Source organism: Saprospira grandis DSM 2844 (genome assembly GCF_000275825.1).
Taxonomy (GTDB): domain Bacteria; phylum Bacteroidota; class Bacteroidia; order Chitinophagales; family Saprospiraceae; genus Saprospira; species Saprospira grandis_A.
This window is the reverse complement of the sequence record NZ_JH719942.1, coordinates 1450559-1476752: the sequence shown is the minus strand read 5'-3', so window position 1 is coordinate 1476752 and position 26194 is coordinate 1450559. Positions and strand designations below refer to the sequence as shown.

Below are 26194 nucleotides of genomic sequence, written 5' to 3'. Positions count from 1 at the left end.
ACTTTATGTTGCTAGTTGGCTGGGCGCAAACGAATTCTATAGCTATATGACTGACTTCAGTAAAAATATTGTCAACCAACGCTTCGGCCTTATCTATGACGAGCTGACCAAAAGTAATAAAATTAAAGGAAAATCAGATCTTGCCGATAAACTGGAGACCTACAATCATGTGATCAATAATGTCCTTAAAGGAGATCGCAGCCTGACCGTTAAGCAAATTAACTTGCTGGTCGAACATTTCGATATTAACGCCAATTTTGTTTTTGGCTGTAGCGAACAACTCTATAATAGCGATAGCGACGAAATTCCTACTCACTCTCTAGCCGAAAAGATTATCCAGGGCCGTAATAATATTACCCTAGTGCCCGATAAGGCCTCGGCAGGCTACGCCCTAGCGGTAGATAGTAAGGAGTACCTAGAGCAGTTCAAACGCTTCTCGGTCCCTGGCCTAGAAGGCCCCCTGCTGGCCTTCGAAATTAGCGGGGATAGTATGCTCCCACATATTACTAATGGCGACCTTGTGATCTGCGAAGCCCTAGAACGTAACCAAATGCCCCGAGATAATGGGGTCTATGTGGTGGTTACCGACACGGTGGTCACTAAACGCATCCGCCGAATTAAAGACAGCGATAGCAATCAAGTGGTGGGCCTCGAGCTGCTCTCGGATAATGAGGTCTATCGCCCTTATCAAGTCGATCTAGAGGAGATTCGCCAAATCTTAAAAGTGAAGGCCCGCCTAACCGCTCACGGCCTGGCTTAATCTTCCGCTAGTTTTTCTTATCTTTCAAGGACCTAAGGTAATTTTACTTTAGGTCCTTTTTTATACTTACTGAACTATGCAAACCTATAACTTTCATTGGAAGAATGCCCAAGGCAAAAAGATCTTTGGCCAAGGCTGGCTTCCCAATACGCAAACGCCCAAAGGAGTGGTTCTTTTGGTCCACGGATTAGGCGAACATATTGGCCGATATGCCCATCTCGCCCACTTTTTTACGCAAAGAGGCTGGGCCCTGCTGGCTTCCGACCGCATCGGGCATGGCCAATCTGAAGGCCAACGCGGCCATACGCCCAAATATGAGGACCTCTTTAAGGAGATTGATCAACTACTGGCGGAAAGCCAACGCAAGTTTAATAGCTTGCCCACTTTCCTCTATGGCCACTCTATGGGCGGCAATCTGGTCCTCAATTATATGATCCAAAACCCTAAGGTGCCTATTCAGGGCGTGATCGCTACCTCCTCGGCGCTCCGCCTAGCTTTTGAGCCCCCAGCCATCCAACTCTTTCTAGGTAAACTGATGCGCAAGATTTATCCCGCTTTCTCGCAGGGAAATGGCCTAGAGCTAGAAGCCCTCTGCCAAGACCCCAAGATTATCCAAGCTTATCAAAATGATCCGCTGGTGCATGCCAAAATCTCCGCAGAAACCGCCATTGGCATGATCGAATGGGGACAAAAAGCCCTAGCAACCGCCCCCCAACTGAAAAAGCCCGCCTTGCTGGTCCACGGCAATGCCGACCGTATCTGCTCGCCCCTCGGTAGCCGCCAATTTGCCGAGGCCAATCCCATCGCCCAACTCAAACTTTGGGAGGCTGGCTACCATGAGTTGCACAATGAAGCTTTTCAAGATGAACTTTTTGCTTATATTTGGCAGTGGATGCAGGCCCAACTGTAGTGGCCCACCTGCTCCAAAATATAGCAGTACCTAAATAAAAATAGAATAACTATGAATGTTCGCGAATTCCTATTGAACCTTCCCGCTAAGATTAACCCCGAAGCTATTGAGGGAAAAGAAAGTTTGTTTCACTTCCTCATCTCCGGAGAAGAAGGAGGCAATTTCACTGCCCGTATCAAAGATGGTAAGGCAGAGGTGATCGAAGGCCTAGAAGATGAGCCCAAATGCGTGATCAAAACTTCTGATAGCGTGTTTAGCAAGATCCTTTCTGGTAAGCAGAATCCCCAAATGGCGGTATTTACCGGGAAACTCAAGATTAGCAACCTCAGCGAAATGATGAAGTTTGCTAAGGTGCTTGGCCTTATGTAGCCTATTGTCCATTTTCTGGACCCAAAGCCAGTATGCTTTTTTAGCGTACTGGCTTTTTTTATGTTTTCCCTTTCTGCTTTTCTTTTTGTTTAAATTTTGGGGCCCGCGGCCAGCTAGCCAAAGGCTAGCTGGCCGCCGCTATGCTGCGGGGCTCACAGGGCTGTTCGGCCCTGCAGCCGCCTGCGGCGGCTTTGGTCTGGCCTTCAGCCACCCCTCCGCAGCGCTGGGCCGCTCAACGGCCTTTTTCTCTCTGGACCTGCTGCTTTGGCCCCCAATTTTAGAATGAAAAAAGGCTTCGCTTCATATTTTAGCGCCTAATCGCTTCTGGACCAACGCTAGTAGGGGAGTCCCCGAAAAAAGCAATGGGACAATTTAGATGCCCCCAGAGCTAAATGTAACGATCCAGATGGCTCCGGCGTCACGCCAGAGCTAAATGTAACGATCCAGATGGCTCCGGCGTCACGCCAGAGCTAAATGTAACGATCCAGATGGCTCTGGGGAATCCCCGGAGCTAAATGTAACGATCCAGATGGCTCCGGCGTCACGCCAGAGCTAAATGTAACGATCCAGATGCCTCTGGGGAATCCCCGGAGCTAAATGTAACGATCCAGATGCCTCTGGGGAATCCCCGGAGCTAAATGTAACGATCCAGATGCCTCTGGGGAATCCCCGGAGCTAAATGTAACGATCCAGACGGCTCCGGCGTCACGCCAGAGCCAAATGTAACGATCCAGATGACTAGGGGGAATTTCCCCTAGCCAAAGCAAAAGGGCCTGTTCATTCCTTATTATTCATTGATTTATCAATAGAAGAGACAAAATTTTAAAGAGCGGCCCTTTGAGTTAGACTGACTTTAGTAGAAAGTTGTATTTTTGGGCGGTACAGCCCTAAGCAGGGCGTTTTGGTCCAGAAGGGCGCGAAGCGCCCGCGGCTGAGGGATGGACAGCAGTGGCCCGAAGGGCCAGACCTAGCAAAAAAGCGCAAAGCGCTTTTTTGCGCAGGGCCGAGCAGACCTGCGAGCTGCGACACAGCCCGACCCGCCCGCAGGGCGGGGCAGCCCCAAAAGAAAACATCAAAAAATATCCTTTTCCTTGAATATTGCCATATTTATTGCCCGTCGATTAGGGTTAGGGGCAGGCCCCTCTTTTTCAAAGACCATTATGCGCATCGCCATTTTGGCCATAGCCCTCTCGGTGACCGTCATGATTTTGGCCACCGCCATTGTGCGAGGCTTCAAAACGAGTATTTCAGAAAAAGTCTTTGGCTTTTGGGGGCACATTCATATTACGAGCAGCAGCTCGCCCTCTAGCTATGCCTTTGAGGCCCAACCGATGAACAAAGACCAAATCTATTATCCCGATTTGGGGCAGCGGGGACCTATATATTATATAGAGCAGGCGAGCAATTGGCGGGGGGAGATCCAAGAAGAAGAACGGCAAACCCAAGGGGGACTGCGACATATACAGGCCTTTGCGCAGAAAGAAGGCATCATTAAAACCGATCAGCAAATTGAGGGAATCATTTTGCGTGGAGTGGGGGAGGACTACGACTGGAGCTTTCTGAAAAATTACCTCTTAGAAGGAGAGTTGCTAGCCCCCAAAAGCGAAGAAAACGCCAATCAGATTCTTATTTCGGAGGTGACTGCTAGGCGGCTTAGCCTCAAAGTTGGCGATGATTTTCGGATTTACTTTGTACAAAATGGAAGTTCTCAGGCGCGCAAATATAAAATCAAGGGGATATTTAAGACGGGTTTAGAGGAATACGACCGTCGTTTTGCCTTGGTTGATCTGCGTCAAATACAAAAGCTCAACAACTGGCGGCCCTATCGAAACTACGGGCCAGATTTAGAGTTGCATGAAGAAAACCTCTACCTCAAGGGCGTGACCAATGCTAGCTTTGCAGAAAGCCGAACTGCCATTCAGAACTACCTCAAAGCGGGGCAGATTCCAGATTTTTCAGACAGCAGTAGCCAGCTTGTAATTGTCTCCTCGGTTTTGGCGGGAGCCAGAGGCTGGTCTCTGGGCGATACCATTGGCTTAGAATATCTTGACTTTGGCGAGCAGAAATACGTCTATCGCTTTATCATTGGGGCCATTTATCAGGCCCCGGCCAATTTGCGTTGGGAGAAAACGATTTTTGTCCCTTGGCAGGCCTTACAAGGCCCCAATTATTTGCTGAGCGAGCAGGTTTCTGGCTTTGAGGTCTTTGTAGAGAACATAGACGATCTCGATGCTTTTGGGGAGTATATCAACTACAACACCCTTATGGGCAAAGATCAGTTTGCCAATACCATCAAGGAAGTAGAGCCCAATATTTTTGATTGGCTCAATTTGACTGATATGAACGAGCGCATTATTATTTTGCTCATGATTTTGGTTTCTATTATCAATATGACCACCTCTTTGATGATCCTCATTTTGGAGCGGACCAACATGATTGGTTTGCTCAAAGCCTTGGGGGCTAGCAACTGGAGCATTCGGCAACTCTTTTTGTATAAGGCGGGCCAAATTATTATCTATGGATTATTTTGGGGCAACCTCTTGGGGATAGGGCTTTGCTACTTGCAGCAAACCTTTGGCTTGATTCGTTTGCCCGAGGACCTTTATTATGTCTCGGTGGCTCCGGTCCAATTAGAATTTTGGCCTATTTTTTTGCTCAACTTAGGGACCTTGTTGCTTACCTTATTGGTCTTGATTATTCCCTCTTGGTTGGTGGCTAGTATTGCCCCCCTCAAGGCTATCCGCTTTAAGTAGCGCCCAAAAAACAGACGACCTATGCGAAAACTACTGTTGCTTTTGCTGGCTTTTATGGCCAGTATCTTTTTCCTACTCTTATTGTTCAATACCCTAAGCTGGCGTTCAATGCAAGTTTATCCGCCAGCGCCCCAAAAGGCGGCTTTTTCTATAAAAAAGGCCGCCAAACGCCTGAGTTTGGCCATCAAGCGGCCTTCGCCCAAGCAGCAGCAACTGGATAGCTTAAGCTGGGAGGATTTTTTGCGCCGTTATTACCCTAGTTTGCTTAAGCACCCCAATACCGAGCTTATTGTTTTGGGCGAAAACCTGACAATTTTGCATTGGAAGGGCCGAGACTTGCGGCTATTGCCCTTTTTGGCTGTTAGTTATATACAGTTTAAGGAACCGGATCTCGATCACTTGCCGGCTTGGACCCATGGCCCTTACTCTGGCGAGCAACAAGATGCTTTTATTTGGGGATTGGGCAGTCAAAGAGGGATGGCCAACGCCATTGCCTACCTAGAGGTCTTTCAGCAGAAGCTAGCTAAAAATAGCTGGCCCGAGCGCAGCTTATACTTGCTCATGGGGCCAAAAGATCGGGCTTCTGCTCAGCGAGCGGCCCGTTACTTCAAGCGCAAAGGGCTTCGTTTTGAGCTGGCTTTAGGTCCAGAATCTGATATTTATACCGAAAACGATTTGGGTATTTCGGCGCCCATTGCGGCCTTGGCCATTGGGGAGGCCCAAACCCTAGAAACAAAGGTTTGGCAGGCTGATGAAAGTCAATTGAAGGCCGCTTTACATTACCTAGAGGGCCAAACTTATGACTGGAGCCAGGAGCAGGCGGCCTACCAGGCTATTTATCCATACTTAGGGCCAGAGTTGCCTTTTGCTAAGCGTTTTCTTTGGGCCAATCGCTTCTATTTGGGCGATTGGAGCAGCAGTAGTTTGGGCCAAGGCCCCATATTATCGGCCTGGAAGAATGAGGTCGCCATTAAGGAGGAAGAAGCGGGTTATTTACGCCTACAGCAGCCTTTGGCCCCGCACTATCAGGCGGCTGATTTTAGCGAACTTGGGCAGTATGCCGATTCGGTTGAGCAGAGAAGCTGGGGCGATAGCACACTCAGCCTTACGCAAGGTTTTGCCTATGAACTACTACAGACGCATGTCCGTCAAATTTTCCCCAAGACCTTAGTCTTGCCCAAGGTATTGCCCCAAACGAGCTGTTATCGGGCTAGTTTGCAGCCTTTTTGCGAGCAATATTATCATTTTTCGCCTTGGCGCTTCGATGCGGCAGAGCGTTTGCGCTTATCTAAGCAAGAAGATGAGCGTTTGGGCCTAGACAACTTCATGCGGGGCCTACAATTTTACGAACAGCTACTTGAAAGTCTGTTGTTTTAATAAGGATTTGGGGCCCGCGGCCAGCTAGGCTTTGCCTAGCTTGGCCGCCGCTATGCTGCGGGGCTCGCAGGTCTGCTCGGCCCTGCGGCGGCTTTGCCACCTTGGTCTGGCGCTATGCGCCACCCCTCCGCAGCGCTGGGCCGAGGGCCTTGGCTAAGACTTAGGCCTTCATTTCTCTTTCGGCCTTTTCGGTCAGGGCCTGCCAATCTACCTGATGGCAGTCGCTACAGCCGCCGGCACAGCCTGGGGCCTTCTGTTTGGGCCAAAAATGCCAGACTAAATAGGCTAGGGCCAAAAGGCCAATGGCCCAAACAATATAATCTTGTATTTGCATGCACTAAATTTTTTATAGAACCCTTAAAAAAAGAGAGGGGGTTGTAAAATCCTGCCTATCCTCTTAACTTAAAGGGCGCAAAACCGTTTAAGGTAGACGCTAAAACTGCTATTTTATGTTAAAATCCCTATTGAGTTTGCTCTTTTTGGCCCTTCCTTTTTGGGGCCTATGGGCCCAAGATGCCCCCCAAGACTTTATCATTACTATTAGCTATGATACCCTCTACGGCAAAGTTGTGGGCGGCTTCACCCCGGGCAAAAGCTCGGTCATGGTCAAATTTAAAGAAGCCGAAACGGGCGAAACCAAAGTTTACAAGGCCAAAGATATTAAATCTTGGCATGCCGCAGGGGCTCCCTACTATTTTGAGTCAAAGGTATACCAACCCAAGGGCCGCCATAAGCTAGATGCTGGTTATGCGGTCTTTATGCGCCGGCTCAATCCGGGCAAGGTCAAAGTAAAGCTCTATGAATATTATAATACAGAGGGCTCTATTGGCTACACCCAAACCTATTTGGAGCGCAAAGGGAGCATGGAGGAAGTGGTTTTTCGCCGTTTTCGCAAACAACTGGCCGCCTATTTGGCCGATCAGCCAGAAATTGTGGCCAAAATTCAGCAAAAGGAGTACAAAAAGCGAGATCTTGAACGCCTCATTGCCGATTATAATCAAGCGGCTAAATAGTAGGCCCGAAGGGCCGTCGGCCACAACAAGCCCTTCAGGGCGCAGTTCGACGACCATTGGGAGTAACCGCCCGCAGCTTGCTGCGGGAGGCCCCAAGAGATACAAAAGTATCTACTTGCCTAGCTTCACTTAAAATATAGAACACTGTGAATATTGTTTTTCAATATCCGACCTACTTTATCCTTTTTTGTTTGCTTACGGCTGCGGCTTATGCTGCGGCTTTGTACGTTAAAGACCGTCGATTTGGCGAGGCGACTCGCTGGCTCAATCCGCTTTTGATGGGGCTGCGGTTTTTGGCTGTTTTCATTATCTGTTTATTGCTCTTAGAGCCGGTCATGCGAAACCGAATTGTGGAGCAAAAGAAACCTATTGTGGTCTTGGCCCAAGATCAGTCTAGCTCTTTGGCCGATGAGGTAGATTCTGCGCAATATGCCGCCCAAATTCGTGCCCTGCAAGAAAAACTGGGCGCCGATTATGAGCTAGAGACTTACGCCTTTGGGCAGGAGGTGCGGCCAGGTATTGATTTTAACTTTAGCGACCCCAGTAGTAACCTATCGGCCCTGATGCAGGAGCTTTCTGCCCTTTATGGCAATCAGGATTTGGCCACCGTCATTCTTGCCTCTGATGGAATTTACAACCAAGGCAACAACCCCATTTATGCTGCGGGCCAACTCAATACGCCTATATATACCATTGCTTTGGGCGATAGTTTGCCTAAAAAAGACCTTTACATTAAGGAGGTCTATAATAACCAAATTGCTTATTTGGGCGATAAATTTAGCGTGCAACTAGATGTGGCGGCCAATAACTGTGCGGGCCAACTAAGCCGTCTAGAGTTGCGGCAGGGCCAAAGGGTTTTGTATCAAGAGAATATTAACATTAAGGAAAAAGACTTTTTCCAGACCATTGAGTTTGAGCTGCCTGCCAATAAAGTGGGCCTACAAAGTTATGAGCTGAATTTGAGTCCGGTAGAAGGCGAGTATAGCAAAAGCAACAACCGCAAGAAAATTTATATCGAGGTCCTGGATGCTCGCCAAAAGATTTTGTTGTTGGCTCATTCGCCGCATCCCGATTTGGGGGTCTTTCGTCGGGTGGTAGAGGGCAACAAAAACTATGAGTTAGAGCTGGCTTATCCCAAGGATTTCAAGGGGCGGCTCAAGGATTATGATTTGGTCCTTTTGCATCAGTTGCCCTCGGCTATTTATCCTATTACGGCCCAGCTCAATGCCTTGAAAAAAGATAAGGTTCCTCATGCTTTTGTAGTGGGGGCGCAGACTGATTTTGCGGCTTACAATCAAGCACAAAACCTACTCAATATCCGCACTTTGGGCAATGGGCAAGCCAATGAGGTAACCCCCATTTTATCGCCCAACTTTAGGGCCTTCACCATCAATGAAAAATGGGCTGATGTAGGCGCACAGTTGCCGCCTATGCAGGCCCCCTTTGGCGAATTTACGGCCCGTGGCGATGCCGATATTTTGTTCAAGCAGCGAGTTGGGACCGTGAGTACAGATTATCCCTTGCTCCTTTTTGGCGAGGAGGGCAATCTGCGGCAGGGCGTTTTGGCCGCCGAAGGCCTTTGGAAGTGGCGCATCTTTGACTATGTGCAGCACAAAAACTTTGATCTCTTTGATGAGCTGATTAGCCAAACGATTCAATACCTTAGCGTTAAGGCCGACAAGCGCCGCTTTAGAACGATGGCCAGCCAAAGCGTTTATGGTGAAAATGAGCGCATCCGCTTTGCCGCAGAGCTCTATAATAGCAGCTATGAGCGGGTCAATGAACCCGATGCCTTTCTAAATATTTATGATGAAGAGGGCAAGGAATTTAACTTCACCTTGGCCAAAAATGATAAGCAGGCCTATGCCTTGGATGCGGGTATTTTTCCTGAGGGCAACTACCGCTTCAAGGCCAACACTAGCTACAATGGCGAGTCCTTCACCGCCGAGGGGCAATTTAGTGTGCAGGCCTTGCAACTAGAGCGCTTTGAGACCCAAGCCCGGCATGATTTGCTTTATGCCATGAGTGAGCAAACGGGCGGCAAGCTTTACTTTAGCGATCAGTTGGACCAACTTGCGGCTGAAATTGACGAAAAGGGCCTCGCCAAACCCGTCCTATTTGATAGCCTAAAAACGCAGGGCCTCATCCACCTCAAATGGATCTTTTTCCTCATTCTTGGCCTCTTGAGCCTTGAGTGGTTCTTGCGTCGCTATCATGGTGGTTACTAGAATAATGATTTGGGGCTGCCCCGCCCTGCGGGCGGGTCGGGCCATTGCGCAGCTCGCAGGTCTGCTCGGCCCATCGGCGCAAGCGCCTCGGTCTGCCGCCTTCGGCGGCCCTGCTACAGCCCCTCAGCCAGATTTAATTGCGCTGCTTTGGCCATAGTTTGTTATGAATTTTTGGCTAGGCCAGCTATTTTTTAAGGGCATAGCCTTCGCTACGGTCGAGAAAAATAGGGCCGACTAGCCGAAAATTGCTGCAAACTATAAAAGTGAGTGTGATTAAATCTGGCTATTACCTGCGGCCCTATCGGGCCTGTAGAACGCAGAAAAATAGGTATGTCAGCAATAGATAAACTCTTACAGCTATTTTGTAGTCCTTTGCCCAGCAACTGGGAATTGGGCCTACAATTGGCGCAGGCCAATGCAATTTCTTTGGAGCCCTTGGCCCAGGGAATTAAGCAGTTATTGGCCCTGGGCGAGAGCCGCCCTAACTTACAGCAATGGGAAGCGGCCAGTTTTGAGCAGTTGTTGCCTGCTTGTCAGCAAATTTATGCCTTGAGTATAGAGGAAAATAAATTGTTAGAGCTGCCTGCGGTCATCGCTATTTTTCAGCGTTTGGGGATTTTGGAGTTGCATGCTTTGGGGGTGCAAACTTTGCCCGAAAGTCTGGGCCAGCTTCAGGCCTTGCGCAGTTTGGGCCTAAAAAACAATCAGTTGCAGCAGTTGCCTCAAAGTATTGGGGAGCTCAAGAAATTGAAAACCCTTTTGCTGCCCAATAATCAATTGCGGGAGCTCCCCGAGAGCATGCGTCATATGTTGGCCCTAGAAACCCTAGACCTAGCCGAAAACCCCTATCTCCTAGAACTACCTGCTTGGCTAGCCGAGCTCCCCAATTTAAAAACCTTGGCCTTAGACCCCAGCGTCTTTGCCTACCAACTCCCGGCTAATTTGGCCCATTTACCGGCTAGGGTGGGCTTGCGTTGGGGGCGCTTGAGCTCTAAATTTGAGTTTTAGTATGCAAGAGAAAAGACGTAAATGGAGTAGAGAAGAAACCATAATTGCTTTCTATTATTATTGTCAAATTCCTTTTGCCAAGATTGTAGATAAGCATCCTTTGGTCCAAGCGTGTGCAAGCTTAATTGGCCGTAAACCTTCTGCGGTAAAAATGAAGCTGGGCAACTTTGGTCGTCTGGATCCGGCCCTAAAAGCGCAGGGAATTAGTGGGTTGAAAAATGGAGCTAAACTAGAAGAGGAGATTTGGAATGCCTTTCAGGAAAACTGGGAGGAGATGATGGCCCAGACCGATGAGCTTTTAAGCCAACAGACCACTGCAACTGGGCCACTTCAGCAAGCGCCCTCTTCTGAGTTGGGGGAGGATATTTGGGGCTGGCAAAAGCAAAGGCGAAAACAGGGGGTATTCCGAAAGATGGTCCTGAGCAATTATAACTACCGCTGTTGTTTGACGGGCCTATCTCAATTAGAATTATTGGTAGCGAGTCATATTGTCCCTTGGGCTAGGGCCAAAAAAGAACGGCTCAATCCACAAAATGGATTATGTTTAAACAGCTTGCATGATAAAGCTTTTGACCGGGGCCTGATTAGCTTTGATGAAAATTATTGCTTGTTGTTATCTGAAGAATTAGAGCAAGAAGAAAACAGCTTATGGGCCAAACAGTTTTTTTTGCCTTATAAAGAAAAGCGTCTAATATTACCCCATCGTTTTTTGCCCAATCCTGATTTTTTAGCGATACACCGAAAAGATATTTTTAAGGGATGAAAAAAGCCCCCAGCTTTGCAGATGCAAAACTGGGGGCTAGCTTTTGGGGCCAGACCTAGGCCAGCATAGGCCCGAAGGGCCGTCGGCCACAACAAGCCCTTTAGGGCGCAGTTCGACGACCAAAGGGAGTAACCGATCTGGCGGGCCGACGGCTAGAATAGGCCCGAAGGGCCGTCGGCCTAGCGATGTGGCGGGGTGGCCGAAGGCCAGACCGAGCCAGCTTGCTGGCGAACGGCCGAGCAGACTTGCGAGCCCCAAAACGTAGCGCCGCAAGGCGAAGCCGCAGCGGAGGCCCCAAAAACAGTTTAATAACCAAATACCTGATCTACAGAGAGCTCTTTATAATCGCCCAATGATTTGAGGTAATCGGTATCCATGCGGCTCTTATCGCCAAGGACCAAAACCGTGTATTTGCGGTCTTTGATCTTTGCTTTATGGAATTTATTGAAGGCCTCTAGGCCACCTTTGCCCTCTACATTGAGGCCAGAGAAGAACTCATAGCTGTCTTTGCGGAGGTCTTGAGTGTAGCCGCGCTTTTTATTGCTGCGGTAGGTCCAATAAACATCAGAGCCCTTGAGGCGGTCGGCTTCTAGCTTTTTGAGGATGGCCCCAATGGCATTATTGAGCTGATCCTCTACCACAGGCACTTCCTCGATAATGCCTTTCATGGCCGGAATTGCCTGCTTGATTTTATCTGATTGTGTACCAACAAAGGCACGGAAATAATGCGAATCATCGGCACGAACGGGCGAGCTGTTGAAGGCATAAGCAGAATAAGCCAAAGCGCGCTTTTCCCGGATTTCTTGGAAAACAATAGAAGACAAACCGGCACCAAAGTACTCATTGTAGAGCTGCGACATGATGTTTTCTTCTAGATTGAAGCCTTCGGTTCCCTTAGACACCATCATGATTTCGGCCTGAGGCATACCCGCAAAAGGAACGAAGATAACCTGGTCCTTTTCGGTGGCCAGCTCCTTAAAGTCAGGGCGTTTGGGACAGGCAAGCAACTGATCGGCAATTTTGTGCTCCATTTCCAAAACCTTGGCAATATCTGCCTGCTCTTGGCTACCATAATAAAATATAGAATGCTCATATTGGGTCAGGCTCTTGATTTTGTCTACCAATTGCTTGGCCGTCAAGGCATCCATTTCCTCAAAGCTCAAGATATCTCTAAAGGGCGATTTTTCGCCATAGCGAGCATAGTTAAACATGGCATTATTGAGGATTTGGCGCTTGTCTTTTTTGGCATCTAGGCGGTCCTTTTTGATTTGGGCCACTAGATTCTTGAGCGCTTCCTCATTGGGGTTGGCATGGGCCAAAATGTGCTCAAAGAGGGTTACACCTTCTTGGAAAGAGCGATCGAGACCGCGAAGGGTCACATAGCTAACATCTCCACTAGTGTATACATCGAAGCTGAGGCCCAACTTGAAGAACTCTTGCTGCAGTTGCTCAGGGCTGTACTTATCTGTGCCCAAGAAGGGAAGATAACGCACGGCAATAGGCAAAACCTTATCATTTTGTGAGCCCATCTCAAGGATATAATAGAGGCTAAAGGTCTCGTTGGTCTTGTTCTGTACATAGTCAAAAGGAAGCTTACCTTTGAGTTGGCTCTGTTGAATGGCTTCTTTGAAATCGACAAACTGCGGGCTGAGGTTTTGGCTAGGCATTTCCTCAAAAGCTTGGCGGAAAGTAGAAAGTGTATCTTTAGCGGGCTCTACGGCGGTAATGCTAGGCTTGTCTACCTTAGAGATATTATCATCTTGGCCTTCTCTTTTGAAGACCACTACACCATTATCTTCGCCCATATAGGTTTTGGCAAAGTCGGTAATTTGTTGCTTGCTAAATTTGCGCATGCGAGCAAACTTATTGCTTACGGTGGCCCAATCCTGATTGCTAATAAAGGCATCGAGCATTTGGCCGGCACGGCCACGGTTGCTTTCCAATGACTTTTGGTAGCGATACTCCATATCATTGATCACGGCCTCAATCATCCAGTCTTCAAATTCGCCAGCTTTGAGTTTGCGAACCTGTTCCAAGACCAATTCCTTGGCTTCTTCTAGACTTTGGCCGGGTTTGGGGTAGGCATAAATGCCCAAGAAAGAATAATCGTTGGCGGTCCAGCAAAAGGCCATGCTATTGCTTCCTACGGCTTGCTTTTGGACCAAGTTAAGGTCAATCAAACCGGCCTTACCATTAGACAAAATGCCCATGGCAATATCTGCGATTAGGGCCTCATCTGTACCTGCGCCAGGTGCCACCCAACCCATATCGAGAACAGCGGCTTCTTGGCCAACTACCTCTTTGACGATCATTTCTTTGCGCTCGGGCAAAGGTTTTTTCTCAAATTGGGGAACCTCTTTGCTTTCATAGCCCCCAAAGTACTTTTCAATCAGTTCTACGGTTTGGTCGGGATCAAAGTCTCCAGCCAAAACGATGGCCATATTATTAGGTACATAGTAGGTGTTGAAGAACTCATGGATCTTAACCATAGAGGGACGCTTGAGGTGCTCGCTGGTTCCAATGGTCGTTTGTGTGCCATAAGGGTGGTTGGGGAGTAGGCCCGACATAAAGGCCTGAAACACCTTGCGGCCATCATTGCTCTGCCCAATATTAAACTCTTCATAAACGGCTTCTAGCTCGGTATGAAAGAGACGGAGAACCAATTCGCCAAAGCGCTCTGACTCTACTTTCATCCAACGCTCTAGTTCGTTAGATGGAATATCATTTACATAAACGGTTTGGTCCAAAGAGGTATAGGCGTTGGTCCCTTTGGCCCCCAATTGAGAGATCATTTTGTCGTACTCATTGGCGGCTACTAATTTTGCAGCTTCAAATGAGAGGCTATCAATCTTTTTATAGATGGCCTTGCGGGCTTCTGGATCGGCCTTGAAATGCTCTTCATAGAGGACCGAAATTTCATCGAGCATGGGCTTTTCTTTCTCCCAATCTAAGGCCCCAATTTTAGAGCTGCCTTTAAAGAGCATATGCTCTAGGTAGTGGGCCAAACCTGTTGCATCGGCGGGGTCATTTTTAGAACCTGCACGGGTGGCAATATAGGTTTGGATACGTGGCTCGTCTTTATTGACGCTCATATAGACCTTCAGGCCATTTTTGAGGGTATAGATTTTGGTCCCCAAAGGGTCGTTCTCTACTGTTTCGTATTGATACTTTGTCATTTCTTTTTCTTCTGTCTTTTTTTCTGATGGACTACAACTCCAACTCAGACAACATAAACTGAGTAGGCAGCTAAAGATGCTAATTTTTGAGGACATAGGCTAGTCTAATTCTAAGGGTAAAATAATAGTATTCACTTTTCTACTAGCTAAAGATACAAATATCTCTAAGGCTCTTTAAATACCCTTTCTTTTATTAGATCAATTATAGATTTTATTGGAGGAGAAGGGGGTGTTTTGGGGCCTCCGCCTCCCTTCGGTCGTCGGCGCTACGCTTTGGGGCTCGCAAGTCTGCTCGGCCCTTCGCTTTTTCGCTTTGCTCAAAAGCTTGGTCTGGCCTTCGGCCCCCCCGCCGCATCGCTAGGCCAGATTAGCTTGGCCGAATGAGCTTGATCGCTATGAAACCGGATAATATCTTCAGAACGGCATAAAAGGAGGGCCGAAGAACAAACTTAAGTGGAAAACAACAGATGAGCAGGCCCAGCGCTGCGGAGGGGTGGCCGCAGGCCAGACCGAGCTGGCGAAGCCAGCGAAGGGCCGAACAGACCTGTGAGCCCCGCAGCATAGCGGCGGCCGCCCTAGGCGGCCGCGGGCCCCAAAAAACAAGAAAAGACAAAAGACTTAGGGCCTTAAAAAGGAGTACTTCAGCGGTTTGGGAAATGTAAAAAAGGAGCTGCGAGTCCGCAAATCCGCAAAAAGCTTTGTATCTTCGAACCTTGGGAGAGGGACGCCTCTTCAAACCTTAAAAAGTATAGCTATACCTATTCTTATGAAACAGTTTTCTTATTTGTTGTTGTTGGCCCTGTTGGTCTACAATGGCAGCAACTTGCAAGCACAGTCTGCTCGAAATCCTTGGGGTCTTGGTATTTATCCGGGGGCCTATAGTTTTTATGCCCTAGAAGGAACCGATCTTTTTGCCCCCGAAAAGTATGGGACGGGCGTAGAGCTCTCTTTGATGCGCCGCATTGGCAGTTACTTTGACCTAGGCGTGGAGACCAATTTTGCTCGTTTGGCCCATCCGCTAGATTCTTCCTCGGCTTTGGCGGCAGATCAGGGGAATTATGGCAACCGCAGCAACTTTTTGTCGGGCCAAATGGCCCTGCGTTTCCGTTTAGACGGAGGCATTATGGATAAAAACTCGGCTTTTGTGCCCTTCTTTAAAGTGGGTGTTGGCGGAAGCAGTTATGGTGATTTTGGCAGTTGGAGCCTGTATGTGCCGGTTGGCCTGGGTTTTCATTATCATCTGCCCAAAACGCCCCTAACCATTACGGCCCAATCGAATTACAATCCGCATTTTCTCTTGCCTGATGGCCAAGAAATGATTGGTGTTTTGCATCATTCTGTTGGCTTGACCGTGCAATTGGGCAAAACGCAAAAGAAAACGGATAATACAGAATTTATTGAGTTGGCCAAACAGGATGGACCCAAAGCGCCCGACCGCGACTATGACGGCGTGCCTGATGAAAATGACCTTTGTCCCGATATTTATGGCTCTCAAAAGACAATGGGTTGCCCCGATAGCGATGGCGATGGCATCAAGGATATTGATGATAAATGTCCACAACAAGCCGGTTTTGCCAACCTAGAAGGTTGTGCAGATAGCGATTATGATGGCATTATTGACCCCGAAGATAATTGCCCAGATATCTATTCTGAGAATGAAAATGGTTGCCCCGATGGTATGGGCGGCGGCGAGGATGCCGATGGCGATGGCATTGCTGATGCGGATGATCTTTGCCCCAATGAGTCTGGCTCATTTACGGCCAATGGCTGCCCCGATGCCGATGGTGATGGCGTGCAAGATGCCCTAGATATGTGCCCCGATTATTATGGCACCGATGAATATGCAGGTTGCCCCATGCCTAAAAAACAACTCGATAGCCTCAAGGCTTTGGTGGATGCAGTACGCACGCAAAGCGACTTCAATGAAAAAGGCTATACGACCACCAATGGGGGGAAAACGATCCAAGATAAGTTTGGCAATGTCCTAGAAATTGATGTAGATGGAAACATCATGAATGCCAAAACAGAAGAAAAATTGACCACTACAGGCGGCTACCGCCTAGAAAAAGGCCAAATCCTGAATGAGAATGATGAAGTCATGAACATTGGCGATGATGGTTTCCTTTATGCCAATGGACAGAAAGTAGATACCGAAAACAACCTCTGGGCTTGGGGCTCTAATCCCGATCCTTCTGGCGCACGTACAGGAGGCATCAGCCTCGGTAATCCCATTTCCGATAAGTTTGCCAATAGCAACCTCACGGGTTATGCACCTGTCAAGCAGCTAACTCCTCAAGAGGCCGCCTACTGCCAGCAATTGGACCTCAGCGAGCTTCGGGCCGCTATCTATTTTGATTATGATGCTGGCCAAGCCGATGCCAACTCTCTTCGCGCCCTCAACCGCATTGTAGAAGCCATGCGCCGCTGTGCCATTTTAGAACTACAGGTAGCCGGCCATGCCGATGGTGATGGCTCAGAAGTCTATAACCTAGAGCTTTCGGAGCGCCGGGCAAAATCTATCCTCCGCTATATCAGTGGTGCAGGCGTAGATGATCGCCGCCTCAAGTTTAATGCTTATGGAGAGCGTTACCCCATTGCCCCCAATGTAGAGGGCAGCAAATCTAAAAATCGCCGCGCAGAAATTCGCGTACAGAGAGCCTACTAAAATGGCCATCTAATTGATAAAAGAACAAAGCAGAAGCATCTCCCTTGCGGGCGCTTCTGCTTTTTTTTGGACCAACCAATAACTTATGTTTGACCTCATCCCGAGCTTCATTACGGCCTTTATTATTACCTTTTTTGCGATTCCCTCCATTATTAAAATCGCTATAGAAAAGAATCTTTGCGATGAACCTGGAGAACGCCGTTCGCATAGCCGAAGCATTCCCACCCTTGGCGGCTTAGGTGTTTTTGCAGGCCTTATTTTTTCAATTACCTTTTGGATTCCCTTCGATAGTGCGGCCTACCCCGCCCACCGCTATGTACAATATGTCCTTTGTGCCTATATTATCATTTTCCTGATTGGGGCCAAGGATGATATCATCCCGCTCAGTCCCGTCAAAAAGTTTTTGGGCCAAATTGTGGCCGCCTGTATTTTGGTCTTCAAAGCAGACATTTATCTCAGTAGCCTCTATGGTATTTTTGGCATCAATGATATTCCCTATGCCTTGGCGGCCCCGCTTTCGGCCTTCAGTATGCTGGTCATTATCAATGCCCTCAATCTCATTGATGGCATCAATGGCTTGGCGGCTACTATTGGCATTATTTGTTGCGGAACGCTGGGCCTTTGGTTCTATCAGTTTGGCCGCCTCGATTTGGCCATCTTGGCCTTTGCTATGCTGGGCTCGCTGGCCGCTTTTCTCTATTATAATGCAAGCCCCGCCAAGATTTTTATGGGCGATACAGGCTCGCTTTTGCTGGGCCTCACCCTCTCTGTTTTAGCCGTTTCTTTTATCGAAAGCAATAAATTGCCACATGAGCATTATTATGTGGAATCGGTGCCAGCCGTAGCTATCGCTATCCTGATTATCCCCCTTTTTGATACCCTCAGGGTCTTTAGCCTCAGAGCCATGAGAGGCAAATCCCCCTTCCAACCCGACCGAACACATATTCATCATATCCTCATCGATCTCGGCTGTAGCCATATGCAAGCTACCGCCATTTTGGCCCTCGTCAATCTGCTCTTCATTGGCATCGCCTTTCAGTTGCAGTTTTTGGGCAGCCTAGAACTCCTTCTAGTCTTGCTTTTAATTGCCGTTTTACTCACCAGCTTTTCCTTTTATCTGATCAATCGCAAGCAAAAAAAGCAGCTCTAAAGGTATAAATTTAGTAGTTTTTGGGGCCTCCGCTGCGGCTTCGCCTTGCGGCGCTATGTTTACTCCCTTTGGTCGTCGAACTGGCGCCCCTATAGGGGGCTGGTTGTCGCAGCTCGCAGGTCTGCTCGGCCCTGCGGCCTGACGGCCTGGGTCTGCGGCTGCGCCGCACTGCTGCACATCGGTTACTCCCTTTGGTCGTCGAACTGCGCCCTAAAGGGCTTGTTGTGGCCTGCGGCCCTTCGGGCCTGTAAAGCGCAGAAGGGCCAGAATCGCCGAATTCTAGCAATTTCAAGACTAAAATTCTTCAATGCCATAGTTTTCCCCTATTTTTGTAGACCAACACCTTTTGATGATTTTCATTAAAAAAACGGCCCTATTTGCCCGTTTTTTCCATTTTGAGACTAAGTAGATTACATGAAAAATATTCGCAATTTCTGCATTATTGCCCATATCGACCACGGAAAAAGTACCTTGGCCGACCGTATGCTCGAGATGACCAACGCCATCTCTGAACGTGAAATGCAAAGCCAAGCCCTAGATGATATGGACCTCGAAAGAGAAAGAGGGATTACCATCAAGGCCCACGCTATCCAAATTCAACATGAACATGAGGGAGAAACCTATATCTTCAACCTCATCGACACTCCCGGCCACGTAGATTTCTCTTATGAGGTCTCTCGATCTATTGCCGCCTGTGAAGGCGCCCTACTTTTAGTAGATGCCACCCAAGGCGTACAGGCCCAAACTATCTCTAACCTCTATTTGGCCATCGAGCACGACCTAGAAATTATTCCGGTCCTCAACAAAATTGATATGCCCTCGGCTATGGTCGAAGAAGTATCAGAAGAGGTAATTGATTTGCTGGGCTGCGATCCCGATGATATTTTGAGCGCTAGCGGTAAAACAGGCGAAGGCGTAGACAAAATCTTTGAGGCAATTATCAACCGCATTCCCGCCCCAAAAGGCGATCCCGATGCCCCCCTACAAGCTATGATCTTCGACTCTGTATTTGATAAATACCGAGGCGTTATTGCTTATTTCCGCATCTTTAATGGCAAGATTCGCAAAAATGATGTGGTGCAGTTCTTTAGCAATAAAAAGAACTTGCAAGCCAATGAAATTGGCGTACTCAAAATGATCCAACAACCCGAAAAAGAGCTATCTGCAGGGGCGGTAGGTTATGTAATTACAGGAACTAAGGATTCTAGCGATATTAAAGTGGGAGATACGCTCACTTTGCAAGAAAATCCCACACTCAGCCCCGTAAAGGGCTTTGAGGAAGTAAAACCTATGGTCTTTGCCGGTATTTTCCCTATTGATAATGACGATTTTGAGGACCTTCGCGATGCCCTCGAAAAACTACAACTCAATGATGCTTCTCTCATCTTTACCCCCGAAACTTCAGCCGCATTAGGCTTTGGTTTCCGCTGCGGTTTTTTAGGGATGCTGCACTTGGAGATTATCCAAGAGCGCCTAGAGCGAGAGTTTGACCAAAACGTCATTACGACCGTACCCAACGTAGGCTATTTTGCCTACAACAAAAAAGGGGAGGAGATTATCGTGAATAACCCCTCAGAATTGCCCGAACCGACTATTTTGGACCGGGTAGAAGAGCCTTATATCCAAGCGCAAATTATTACGTCTCCAGATTATATTGGACCAATTATGGGCCTTTGTATGGAAAAACGGGGGATGATTAAGAATCAGGTCTATCTTACCACCAACCGGGTAGAGCTTACCTTTGAATTGCCCTTGGCAGAAATCGTTTTTGATTTCTACGATAAGCTAAAAACAATTTCTAGAGGATATGCCTCTTTTGATTATACCCCCATTGATTATCGGGCTTCTGATTTGGTCAAACTCGATATCAAACTCAATAGCGAGGCGGTAGATGCCTTCTCTAGCTTAATTCACCGAGATAAGGCCGCTGCTTTTGGTCGCCGTCTTTGTAAACGCCTCAAAGAGATTTTGCCCAGACAGCAGTTCCAGATTGCTATTCAGGCGGCTGTTGGGGCCAAAATTGTTGCTCGAGAAACCATTTCGGCCCTCCGTAAGGATGTAACCGCAAAATGTTATGGTGGAGATATTAGCCGTAAGCGTAAACTCCTCGAAAAGCAGAAAGCGGGTAAAAAACGCATGAGAGAGGTGGGGAATGTTCAGGTGCCTCAAAAGGCCTTCCTCGACGTTCTCAAATTAGGAGATTAAGCCTAAGTTTATGAAAATCATCACAGTTGTGGCGGCCATCTGGCAAAGAGCAGATGGCCGCTTTTTTTTAGCCCAACGAGCTGCTGGCCAATCATTTGCTGGCCAATGGGAGTTTCCAGGCGGAAAGCTAGAGGCCCAAGAAACTGAGCCCCAAGCTTTGGCCCGAGAAATGGAGGAGGAGTTTGGCATTCAAGCCCAAATTGGTTCTTTCTTTATGGAAAGCCTACACCCTTATAAGCCCCAAAAAACAATTCGTTTGCGGGCCTATTGGATCAACTCTGCTCAAGGAGTGCCCCAAGCTTTGGAGCATGCTCAACTGGCTTGGGTTTTGCCTCAAGAGCTATTAACCTATAGCCTCTCTCAGGCCGATATTCCCATCGCCAAGGCCTTGTTGGAGCAGTTGGATTAAGGCGTCCTCTCTTTAAAAATCTTTATACTTATGTCTATACTCAAATATATGTTATTGTCTTCTGCACTTTTGGCTAGCCAATTGGGCCAAGCACAAAAAGCAGAGGAGCAGCGGCCAGAAGAAGCCGAAATACTTTTGCAAAAACAATTTATTGAGGCATCTAGAGAAAAGATTTTGGGCAATAGCAGCGAGGCATTAGCCCGCTATAAGGAAATTGTAGAAAAGGCGCCTAAATTAACTGCGCCCTACTACCAAATGGCCGAAATCTATAAGGAGCTTAAGCAGCCCGAAGAGGCCCTGAAGGCCCTGGCCCGTTGCTATGAGTTAGCCCCCAAAGAACCCATTTATTTGACGGCCTATGCCAAAGCACTAAGTAAACAGGGCAAACATAAGGAGGCGGCCAAACTCTATGAAGATCTGGTCAAAGAGAATAAAGAAGAGCGCTATTTTCATGATTGGATTTTCTATTTGCTCCGAGATAAGGACCAAAAAATGGCCCTTAAGGTCTATGACCGCCTAGAAAAAGAAAAGGGCCCAAAAGCCGATTACTACCTCAAGCGCCATAAGATATATGCTCAAATGGGCAAGGACAAAAAGGCGCTCAAAGAGTTGGAAGAACTACAAAAGAAGCTGCCTCCCTCTGCTGGGCATTATTTGCTTTTGGCCCAATACCAAGAGCGCCTAGGCCTAGAAAAAGAAGCTAGAGCCAGCTATAAAGAAGTTTTGGCCCTAGACCCCAAACAAGCCGATGCGAATATTGCCATGGCCGAGGTTTTTCGGGCCGAGGGGGATTATCCTCGCTACTTAAAGGCTCTAGAGCAGGTTTTTGCGGATGGAGGGCAACCGCCTTTGGCCAAAATTAAAGTCTTAGAACCCTTGGTCAATGCCTATTTGTCGGGCAATAGCCAAATTGATGGAGCAAGTTTGCAGCGTTTGGCCAAAAATATTCTTCAGCAGCATCCGGGCTATGCGCAGGCGAGTTTGCTCTATGGTGATTTATTGAGCCAAGAGCGAAAATATGGTCTAGCCGCCCAAGCTTATGAGGAAGCCTTGGTCCAAAACAAAAACCAGCTGCCCATTTGGGGGCAATTGATGGCTAGCTACAACCGTCTACAGCATAGCCAAGCCTTATTGAAAACGGCCCAGGAATGTGTGAGTTTGTTTCCCGCCCAAGCCCTAGGGTATTACTATCAGGGATTGGCCCAAAACCAACTAGAAGATTATACAGCCGCAGGCAAAAGCCTAAAAAGAGCCATTGAGCGGGCCTTTGACCAGCAGCAGCTTAAGGCGCATGCGCAGGCGGCCTTGGGGCAAGCTTTGGCTGGACAAAAGAAATATGCTGAAGCCGAAAAGCAATTTGAGCAAGCTCGGGCCATTTTACCCAAGGCGCCTGCGCCTATGGCCAGCTATTGCCAAAGCTTATTGGCCCAAAACAAATCTTTGGATGAGGTGGAGGAAATGAGCAAAAGTTTACTGAAAGAAGATGCCTATAATCCGCTTTATTTGGGTATTGCGGCTCGTTTGGCCTATTTGAAAAACGACTTTAGAGGGGCTCAAAAAGAGTTTGGAAAAGCCTTTGACAATGGGGGCGAACGAAATCCGCTTTTGCAAGAACAATATGGCGATTTGTTGTTTAAAATGGGAGATTTGGAGGGCGCCCTTGCGGCTTGGAAAAAAGCCAAAGAACTGGGTAGTGTCTCTAGCATTTTAGAGCGGAAAATTGAAAGCAAAAGCTTATATGAGTAAATCTGTGCGAAGAAAAACGGCCCTAGCCGCCTTGGGCGGCATTGGCCTAGCGATGCGGAGCGGGTGCCCCGCAGGGGCAGACCGAGGCGGCGAAGCCGCCGAAGGGCCGAGCGAGCAGCGAGCCCCGCAGCGTAGCGCCGCAGCTTGCTGCGGAGGCCCCAAAAAAAAGTACTTAGAATTCCTACTTTTCCTCTTTTTAGTGGTTAGTTTGGGCGCTTGTAAATCTGGTGAGCGCATGGCCAAAAAGACCGAAGAGCGGACAAAAAAAGAGCTGCTTAATCGCTTAAAGGCCCAATATCTGGACTTTGAGTGGTTGGAGGCCAAGGGTAAGGGCAAACTGAAAACCGAAGAAGAAAACCTTTCTTTTAGTCTGAAAATGAGGATGCGGCGAGATAGCCTGATTTGGATGACCTTTAAAAAAGTGAGTGTGGAGGGTTTGCGGTTGCAGATTTCTAAAGACCGTTTGGAGACCTTAAATCGGCAGGCCAATGAATATCGGGCAGAGCCTTATGGCCAATTGGAAGAGCAATTGGGGGTGAGTTTGAGTTTGCGAGAACTACAAGATTTGCTTTTGGGGAATCCGATTTTACTGGAGCGTTTAGATTTCAAATTAAAGCAGGATAGTCAGTATTATCATTTGACGAGCCCTCTGCCAAAGGATGGGCAACTAGAGCTTTGGTTGGATGCCGATTATCGGATTCGGAAAAGCCGTATTCAGCGGACGGAAGCGGAATATATGACCGTTACTTTTGAGGACTATCAGGAGTTGGGAGGTAAATATTTAGCCTTTACAAAGATCTTGGAGGCCCAAAATGCAGCGGGAAAATCCGTATATTTGAAAATTGATTTGAAGAAAGTAGAACTAAACGAGCCGCAGCGCATGCGTTTTAAGGTGCCCGATCATTATGAGCAATGGATTAACGGCTATAAGCAGTAGCATTTGTTTATTGATATGTTTGTGGACCCTGCCCTTGCTCGGGCAGAGTCGGGCCGAGCTATTGGCCAAACGCAAGCGCCTAAGCCAGCAAATTGCGCAAACGGCCTCTTTATTGGACCAAACCGCCAGCAACAAAAGCCAAACCGTAGAGGAACTAGCCTCTTTGCAAAAGCAATTGGAGCAGCGGCAAGAACTCTTGGCGGTTTTGGAAAAAGAACAGGCCCAATTGGCCGCCGAAACCAAAGAGCGAGAGGATAAACTGGCCGAACTGCAAGGCCAAGTAGTTGCTTTTAAGGCCAGTTATAAAAAGGTGTTGGTAGAGCTCTACAAAACCAAAAAGACCAGCTCGTATTGGGGAAATTGGTTGAGTTTTAGTGGCTGGAGCCGTTCTTATCGCCAAAGCATTTACCTCAAAGAGCTGGAGGGAAAACGGCGGCGGCAAGCCCTGCTCTTGCAAAAAACAGCCGACAAAGAAGCCGAGGAATTGGCCCAATTGGAAAAGAAGCGCATTGAGCAGGAACAACTGCTAATAGCCACCAAAGAACAGCAGCTACATCTAGAAGAAGAACTGAGCGATAAGGACCAATTACTCCAATCGCTTAAGCGCAAAGAAGGCAGCCTGCGGCAGGCCCTAAAAGCCAAAGAACGGCAGAAAAAACAGCTCAACCGAAACATTGAAGCCGCTATTCAGGCCCAAATGCTCGCCGCCAAAAAGAAAGCCCGAGTCTATGAAGATGGAGGCAGTAGCAATAGCTACAAAACAAGTAGTAATCAACAATTTAAAGCTAAAAAAGGGAAACTTCCGGCCCCCGTAAGTGGTAGCATCATTGCGGCCTTTGGCCGAAGAAGACACCCTCTTTTTAAAGAAGTATATTTAGAAAACAATGGAGTAGATTATCGAACAGCGGCCAAGGCCAGCGTCCGAAGCATTGCCGATGGACGAGTGGTCAGCCTTTTTGAGATACCCGGCAGCGGAAAAGCAATATTGGTCCAACATGCCAATTATTACAGCTCTTACGCCCATATCCAAAACGCCAAAGTAAAAGCTGGACAAAAAGTAAGTGCGGGCCAGCAATTGGCCGAAGTGAGCAAAGACCCGCAATCAGGAACCTATATCCTGCATTTTGAATTATGGGAGGGCAAGAAAAAGCTGAACCCACAACAGTGGTTACGCCCTTAGATTTTGAACGAACTCGAAGTTATATAGTATGTCAGAGAAGTGGAACTTAGGAGAAAAGAATTTTCAGCCCAAATTGGGCATCGAAAAGGCCGTTTTGGTGGCCGTTATTTTACCCGATCAGCCCGAGGAATTGGTGCATGAGCATTTGGATGAACTAGAGTTTTTGGCCGAAACCGCCGGGGCAAAAACCGTCAAACGATTTACCCAACGCCTAGATCATCCCGATCGTAGAACCTTTGTGCGCAAAGGGAAAATGGAGGAGATCCGAGATTATGTAGAAGATAAAGAGATCAATTTGGTCATCTTTGATGATGATTTGACCGGTAAGCAAACTAGCTTTCTGGAAGAGGAAATTAAGTGCAAAATTGTCGATCGCTCTAGCCTGATCCTCGATATCTTTGCCTCTAATGCCCAAACCGCCCAAGCCAAAGCGCAGGTAGAATTGGCCCAAATGCAATACCTTTTGCCCCGTTTGAGAGGGCTCTGGACCCACCTCGAACGCCAAAGAGGAGGTATCGGTATGCGGGGACCTGGAGAAAAGGAAATTGAAACGGATAGACGGATTGTCCGCGACCGCATTGCTTTGCTCAAAAAGAAGTTGGCCAAAATCGACCTGCAAGCCAGCACCCAAAGAAAAAGCCGCCAAGGCATGATCCGGGCCGCTTTGGTGGGCTATACCAATGTCGGAAAATCTACCCTGATGAACCGCCTCGGAAAATCAGAGGTTTTGGTCGAAAATAAACTCTTTGCCACCCTCGACACTACGGTCCGTAAGGTGGTGGTGGGCAATATGCCTTTCTTGCTCTCCGATACGGTCGGCTTTATCCGAAAACTACCCCACCATTTGGTCGAAAGCTTTAAGTCTACCCTCGATGAGGTCCGAGAAAGTGACCTGCTCATCCATGTGATCGATATCTCGCACCCCCAATATCGCGACCATATTCAGGTGGTAGAGCAAACCCTCAAGGAGCTGGGCGCGGGCAGCATTCCCTGCCTCTATGTCTTCAATAAAATGGACCGCTACCGCTCAGAGGTTTTTGATGGTTTCTTGACGGATGAAGAAAGAGAGCAGCTCGAAAGCGAACTGAGAAAGCAATGGCAGGAGAAAACCCAAAATAAAGCCACCTTTATGGCCGTTACCGAAGAGGAGGGCATCGAGGAGTTTAAAGAAAGCCTGTCTCAACATATCGGGGAGCTGTACATAGAGCGCTACCCGCACAAAAAGAACTTTTGGTATTAACCGCCTTTTTTAAGGGATCATATAAATAGCAAGTAGATATTGGCTCTGCTTGCTATTTTTTTTGGGGCCCGCGGCCAGCAAAGCTGGCCGCCGCTATGCTGCGCCGCTCGCAGGTCTGCTCGGCCCTGCGTCGCTTCGCTCCTAGGTCTGGCCCTGCGGGCCACGGCTGCGCAGCGCTGGGCCGCTCATCTTTTCGGCTTTCTTTTGGCGGTCTTCTCCGGCGGCTTGGCAGTTTTGGGCCATGGAGACTGTTTAAAATTTTGTGTATGGGCTCAAAAAGGTTTTGATGGGCTACGGGTTTCAAC

The 26194-nt window shown here is 48.1% G+C and carries 19 protein-coding genes; 17 read left to right on the top strand and 2 right to left on the bottom strand.

What is annotated here, in order from left to right; genetic code table 11:
* Positions 1 to 46: 46 nt before the first annotated feature.
* The 5 genes from SAPGRDRAFT_RS06710 to SAPGRDRAFT_RS06680 all read left to right on the top strand — a co-directional run bounded on the left by SAPGRDRAFT_RS06710 (position 47) and on the right by SAPGRDRAFT_RS06680 (position 6169).
* The gene (locus SAPGRDRAFT_RS06710; RefSeq protein WP_002658211.1) at positions 47 to 760 is read left to right on the top strand and encodes a S24 family peptidase; all 714 of its coding nucleotides are present in this window, start codon (positions 47 to 49) and stop codon (positions 758 to 760) included.
* Positions 761 to 836: 76 nt separating this feature from the next.
* Positions 837 to 1670: an alpha/beta hydrolase gene (locus tag SAPGRDRAFT_RS06705; protein ID WP_002658210.1), complete on the top strand. Its 834-nt coding sequence runs from the start codon at positions 837 to 839 to the stop codon at positions 1668 to 1670.
* Between the two features lie 51 nt (positions 1671 to 1721).
* Complete coding sequence (locus SAPGRDRAFT_RS06700) at positions 1722 to 2039, top strand: SCP2 sterol-binding domain-containing protein (protein ID WP_002658209.1); 318 nt, start codon at positions 1722 to 1724, stop codon at positions 2037 to 2039.
* 1091 nt (positions 2040 to 3130) lie between these two features.
* The gene (locus tag SAPGRDRAFT_RS06685) at positions 3131 to 4792 is read left to right on the top strand and encodes an ABC transporter permease (protein WP_002658208.1); all 1662 of its coding nucleotides are present in this window, start codon (positions 3131 to 3133) and stop codon (positions 4790 to 4792) included.
* A 21-nt stretch (positions 4793 to 4813) separates the two neighbouring features.
* A complete protein-coding gene (locus SAPGRDRAFT_RS06680; protein ID WP_002658206.1) occupies positions 4814 to 6169 on the top strand; it encodes a M20/M25/M40 family metallo-hydrolase in 1356 nt (451 codons plus the stop codon).
* Between the two features lie 160 nt (positions 6170 to 6329).
* Here the strand turns inward: SAPGRDRAFT_RS06680 and SAPGRDRAFT_RS20330 are convergent, their stop codons facing one another.
* Positions 6330 to 6503, bottom strand: coding sequence for a FeoB-associated Cys-rich membrane protein (locus SAPGRDRAFT_RS20330; RefSeq protein ID WP_002658205.1), 174 nt, complete (start codon positions 6501 to 6503; stop codon positions 6330 to 6332).
* 115 nt (positions 6504 to 6618) lie between these two features.
* On the opposite strand from SAPGRDRAFT_RS20330, the gene SAPGRDRAFT_RS06675 reads away from it, so the two are divergent.
* From SAPGRDRAFT_RS06675 to SAPGRDRAFT_RS06655, 4 genes are all read left to right on the top strand, one after another.
* Complete coding sequence (locus tag SAPGRDRAFT_RS06675) at positions 6619 to 7182, top strand: hypothetical protein (protein WP_002658203.1); 564 nt, start codon at positions 6619 to 6621, stop codon at positions 7180 to 7182.
* A 146-nt stretch (positions 7183 to 7328) separates the two neighbouring features.
* Complete coding sequence (locus SAPGRDRAFT_RS06670) at positions 7329 to 9410, top strand: hypothetical protein (RefSeq protein ID WP_002658202.1); 2082 nt, start codon at positions 7329 to 7331, stop codon at positions 9408 to 9410.
* A 330-nt stretch (positions 9411 to 9740) separates the two neighbouring features.
* Positions 9741 to 10418, top strand: a complete 678-nt coding sequence (locus tag SAPGRDRAFT_RS06660) for a leucine-rich repeat domain-containing protein (RefSeq protein WP_002658200.1) — start codon at positions 9741 to 9743, stop codon at positions 10416 to 10418.
* A gap of 1 nt (position 10419) precedes the next feature.
* Positions 10420 to 11181: an HNH endonuclease gene (locus SAPGRDRAFT_RS06655; RefSeq protein WP_002658198.1), complete on the top strand. Its 762-nt coding sequence runs from the start codon at positions 10420 to 10422 to the stop codon at positions 11179 to 11181.
* Positions 11182 to 11486: 305 nt separating this feature from the next.
* Here the strand turns inward: SAPGRDRAFT_RS06655 and SAPGRDRAFT_RS06650 are convergent, their stop codons facing one another.
* Positions 11487 to 14453 carry a M16 family metallopeptidase gene (locus SAPGRDRAFT_RS06650; RefSeq protein ID WP_002658197.1) on the bottom strand — a complete coding sequence of 989 codons (2967 nt, stop codon included), beginning with the start codon at positions 14451 to 14453 and terminating at the stop codon, positions 11487 to 11489.
* Between the two features lie 670 nt (positions 14454 to 15123).
* Here SAPGRDRAFT_RS06650 and SAPGRDRAFT_RS06645 point away from each other — a divergent pair.
* From SAPGRDRAFT_RS06645 to hflX, 8 genes are all read left to right on the top strand, one after another.
* Positions 15124 to 17022: an OmpA family protein gene (locus tag SAPGRDRAFT_RS06645; RefSeq protein ID WP_002658195.1), complete on the top strand. Its 1899-nt coding sequence runs from the start codon at positions 15124 to 15126 to the stop codon at positions 17020 to 17022.
* Positions 17023 to 17107: 85 nt separating this feature from the next.
* Entirely contained in the window at positions 17108 to 18172 is a 1065-nt protein-coding gene (locus SAPGRDRAFT_RS06640; protein ID WP_002658193.1) for a glycosyltransferase family 4 protein, read from the top strand.
* A 414-nt stretch (positions 18173 to 18586) separates the two neighbouring features.
* A complete protein-coding gene (gene lepA, locus SAPGRDRAFT_RS06635; RefSeq protein ID WP_002658191.1) occupies positions 18587 to 20377 on the top strand; it encodes a translation elongation factor 4 in 1791 nt (596 codons plus the stop codon).
* Between the two features lie 10 nt (positions 20378 to 20387).
* Positions 20388 to 20786 carry a (deoxy)nucleoside triphosphate pyrophosphohydrolase gene (locus tag SAPGRDRAFT_RS06630; protein WP_002658189.1) on the top strand — a complete coding sequence of 133 codons (399 nt, stop codon included), beginning with the start codon at positions 20388 to 20390 and terminating at the stop codon, positions 20784 to 20786.
* Between the two features lie 30 nt (positions 20787 to 20816).
* The gene (locus SAPGRDRAFT_RS06625; RefSeq protein ID WP_002658187.1) at positions 20817 to 22532 is read left to right on the top strand and encodes a tetratricopeptide repeat protein; all 1716 of its coding nucleotides are present in this window, start codon (positions 20817 to 20819) and stop codon (positions 22530 to 22532) included.
* Complete coding sequence (locus SAPGRDRAFT_RS06620) at positions 22525 to 23469, top strand: DUF4292 domain-containing protein (protein ID WP_002658185.1); 945 nt, start codon at positions 22525 to 22527, stop codon at positions 23467 to 23469. The genes SAPGRDRAFT_RS06625 and SAPGRDRAFT_RS06620 overlap by 8 nt, the downstream gene beginning before the upstream one ends.
* Entirely contained in the window at positions 23438 to 24649 is a 1212-nt protein-coding gene (locus tag SAPGRDRAFT_RS06615; protein WP_002658183.1) for a murein hydrolase activator EnvC family protein, read from the top strand. Before SAPGRDRAFT_RS06620 ends, SAPGRDRAFT_RS06615 begins: the two co-directional genes overlap by 32 nt.
* A 28-nt stretch (positions 24650 to 24677) precedes the next feature.
* Entirely contained in the window at positions 24678 to 25889 is a 1212-nt protein-coding gene (gene hflX, locus SAPGRDRAFT_RS06610) for a GTPase HflX (RefSeq protein ID WP_002658182.1), read from the top strand.
* The last annotated feature ends 305 nt before the right edge of the window (positions 25890 to 26194 follow it).